Here is a 3,454-nt window from a genome sequence, read left to right as displayed (position 1 = left end):
GTGCAGCGCCTCGCCCATGCCGTGCAGGCGCTGGAACTCGAAGCTCTCGCGGTCCTTCGCCATCGATAGGATCGCAGCGACCGTGTGCGCGTTATGGGTGGCGAACTGCGGATAGATGCGGTCGGTCATCGACAAAAGCTTCTTCGCGCAGGCCAGATACGAAACGTCGGTGTTGGCCTTGCGGGTGAAGACCGGATAGCCGGTAAGACCCAGCGTCTGCGCCCGCTTGATCTCGGTGTCCCAATAGGCGCCCTTGACTAGCCGCACCATGATCCGGCGGTCGTATTTCTTCGCCAGCGCATAGAGCCAGTCGATGGCGAAAGCCGCGCGCGGGCCATAGGCCTGGACGACGACGCCGAAGCCGTCCCAGCCGGCAAGTTCCGGTTCGGCCAGCACGCGTTCGATGACGTCGAGCGACAGGTCGAGGCGGTCCGCCTCCTCGGCGTCGATGTTGAGACCCATGCGCGAGTGCCGCGCGGCAAGCGCCAGCGACAGAAGCCGTTCGGCCATCACCGGCAGCATCGTCTCGCGCTGCGCCACCTCGTAGCGCGGGTGCAGCGCGGACAGCTTGACCGAAATGCCGTGATTGTAGCGGATGTCAGGGCCGTTCGACCCGGCATCGAGCGACGAGATCGCATCCGCATAGGCGCGGTGGTAGCGCAGCGCGTCGGCCTCGGTGCGGGCCGCCTCGCCCAGCATGTCGAAGGAATAGAGATAGCCCTTCTGCGTCATCGGCCGGCCGCGCTTGACGGCCTCGGCGATGGTGCGGCCGAGCACGAACTGCTCGCCCATCTCGCGCATCGCCGCAGCGACCGCCTTGCGGATCACCGGCTCGCCCAGCCGGCGCACCATGGCGCGCAGCGTGCCTTCGATGCCGCCCTCGCCTTCGTCGAGCACGCGGCCGGTGAGCATCAGCGCCCAGGTCGAGGCGTTGACGAAGATCGAGCTCGAGCCGCCCGAATGCGCCGACCAGTCATGCGGTGCGATCTTGTCCGCGATCAGATCGTCCATCGTCTCGGTGTCGGGCACGCGCAGCAGCGCCTCGGCCAGGCACATCAGCGCCACCCCTTCCTTGGTCGACAGACCGTAGGCCGAGAGAAAAACCTCCATCAGCCTGGGGTCCGTCGAGCCGCGCACCGCGCGCACCAGATCGGCCGCGCGCGCCGAGATCGCCTTGCGCTCCTCGGCCGACAACCCCGCTGTCGCCGACAGGCGCTTCACCGCCTCGTCTTCGTCGGGCAAATAATTGGCGCGGATCTGCTGGCGGATGGCGTCGAGCGGCATATCGGGTCCATGAAAGCGAGCATGAGCGAACGTTCCGGCGGTCGCCGGACCGAATGGCGCAAGCTAGCACAGCTGCGGATTCCGGTCGGCCCAAAGAAATCGACACGGCAGTCCATTCGATCTATCGTACAATGGATATTTTCGTCGTTTCGACTGTGATTCCAGTGACCGAAGACCAATTGGACCGCATCGACCGTAACATCCTGTCGGCGCTCGGGCGCGACGGCAGGCTTTCGATGTCCGAACTGGCTTTGAAGGTCGGCCTGTCGAAGACGCCGGTGCAGGCGCGCGTGAAACGATTGGAGAAGGACGGCTACATCAGAGGCTACCGCGCCATCATCGATCGTGAACGCATGGGCGAAGGCCATGTCGCCTTCGTCCAGGTAAAGCTGTCGGACACGCGCTCGGCGGCGCTCGACGCTTTCAACCGCGCTGTCCAGGGCGTGCCCGAGATCGAGCAGTGCCACATGATGGCCTCGAGCTTCGACTATCTGCTGAAGGTCCGCACCACCGACATCGCCGCCTATCGCCGCGTGCTCGGCGAGCGCATTTCGGCCCTGCCCCATGTCGCCCAGACCTCGACCTTCGTGGCGATGGAGACGGTCAAGGATCGCTAATCAGAAAGCGTCTTGAGGAACGCCACCAGCGCCGCGCGCTCGCGATCGGACAGGTCGAGCGGATGCACTTCCGATACGCCTTCAACGCTGGGCGGCGCCTTCGAATAATGCGCCACCACTTCATCGAGTGTCGAGAACTGGCCGGCATGCATGTAGGGCGCGCGATCCGCCGCCCCCCTGAGCGACGGCGTCTTGTAGGCGTGCGTGATTTGCGGACCGTCCTTGACCATGAAGCGCAGCTCGCGGCAGGCGCTCTCGTCGCCGTCGCGGAATTTGCCGAGGCAGTTGAACGGGTCGGCCTCGACCTGTGCTACGGCATCGACGCGCCCGCGGTCCGGCGGCAGGCCGTCGACCGGCGGCACGCCGGTGTTGTGGAACGCATTGTCGGTGAGGCGCGGACCATTGTGGCAGGTCACGCAATTGGCCTTGCCGATGAACAGTTTCAGCCCGAGGATTTCTTCCGGCGAGAAAGCCGCGTCCCCTTCCGGCTTGGCGCCGGTCGCCAGATCGATGGCGAAACGGTCGAAGCGCGTCTCCTCGGGCTCGATCGATCGCTCGAAGGCGGCGATCGCCTTGCCGATATTGGCATAGACGCGGTTGACGTCGTCCTGCTGAGAGGCGGGCATCGCGTTCCACACCGCCTTCTCGGCGTCGCTGCCGAGCGGACTGGCATTGGCCGGCACGGTGGAAAGGTCCGGCAGCGGCCCAAAAATGCGCTCGTAGCGCTCGCCGAACCGCTTCTTGATGTAATGCGCGAAGGCTGCCCGGTTGCCGGCCTGCTCCAGCGGGTTTTCAAGCGGCGTCAGCGCCTGGGCCCACAGGCTGTCGCGCCTGCCGTCCCAGAAGTACCAAGGATTGCGCGCCACGCCCGCCAGCGGCATGGTGCGGCGGTTGGTATGGCCGACGCCGACCGCCTGCGGCAGGTCGTCCTGGAACTGGCGGTCGATCTTGTGGCAGGTCGAGCATGACACCGTGCCGTCACGGCTCATGCCGGCATCGAAGAACAGCGTCGAGCCGAGCGCGGCAGCCGCCGGCACATCCGCATACTGGTTGGTGGTATCCGCCTTGAGCGAAGGCAGCGTGTTCAGCGCCAAAGACGCGATGGTCTTCTTTTCAGCGTCGCTGAATTGCGGCTCGCCGCAGCCACCCAGCAAGGCGAGAGCGGCCAAAGCCAGCAGGCATGCAACGCTCGTCAGACGCCTCATCGCCCGCTCACAACACGACGTTGAAGACGACGGAATCGGAACCCGCCGCCGCCGAGATACCGAAGTGCAGCTGCCACCAGCCGCTCATCGTGAATTTCACGCCGTCGATGCGGTAGCGCCCCTCGCTAAGATAATCGGTCGCCTGCGGACTGGTCGGCAGGCCGTGATTGTGCTGCGGCATCCCGCCGGAAACGGTGATGGCCGCCCCCTCCACCGGCGCGCCGGCGGCGGTCTTCAGCGTCAGCAGCCAGGATTGCAGCTCGCCCTGCCGGATGTCACCGCGCTCCGGCTCGAAGCTCGCGACGAACAGCCCGTTCGCCGTCTTCTTGGAGCGCGACAGGTCCGGAC

The 3,454-nt window shown here is 65.7% G+C and carries 4 protein-coding genes; 1 reads left to right on the top strand and 3 read right to left on the bottom strand.

From position 1 onward, the window contains the following. Positions 1-1,284: proline dehydrogenase family protein (locus tag EOA28_RS29260; RefSeq protein ID WP_189342230.1), on the bottom strand; the 1,284-nt coding region annotated here is incomplete at its 3' end. A gap of 164 nt (positions 1,285-1,448) precedes the next feature. On the opposite strand from EOA28_RS29260, the gene EOA28_RS29255 reads away from it, so the two are divergent. Continuing rightward, on the top strand, positions 1,449-1,901 hold the full coding sequence (locus tag EOA28_RS29255) for an Lrp/AsnC ligand binding domain-containing protein (protein WP_126088729.1): 453 nt from the start codon (positions 1,449-1,451) through the stop codon (positions 1,899-1,901). On the opposite strand, the gene EOA28_RS29250 is transcribed toward EOA28_RS29255, so the two are convergent. Further along, positions 1,898-3,106 carry a cytochrome c peroxidase gene (locus tag EOA28_RS29250; RefSeq protein ID WP_127251547.1) on the bottom strand — a complete coding sequence of 403 codons (1,209 nt, stop codon included), beginning with the start codon at positions 3,104-3,106 and terminating at the stop codon, positions 1,898-1,900. The two genes, EOA28_RS29255 and EOA28_RS29250, sit on opposite strands and share 4 nt — an antisense overlap. A 7-nt stretch (positions 3,107-3,113) precedes the next feature. Then, positions 3,114-3,454, bottom strand: a 341-nt coding sequence (locus tag EOA28_RS29245; RefSeq protein ID WP_128315547.1) for a FixH family protein, incomplete at its 5' end; no start/stop codon positions are given.

This window comes from Mesorhizobium sp. M2A.F.Ca.ET.067.02.1.1 (genome assembly GCF_004023285.1).
In the GTDB taxonomy this organism is placed as follows: domain Bacteria; phylum Pseudomonadota; class Alphaproteobacteria; order Rhizobiales; family Rhizobiaceae; genus Mesorhizobium.
This window is presented reverse-complemented; position numbering and strand designations above follow the sequence as displayed.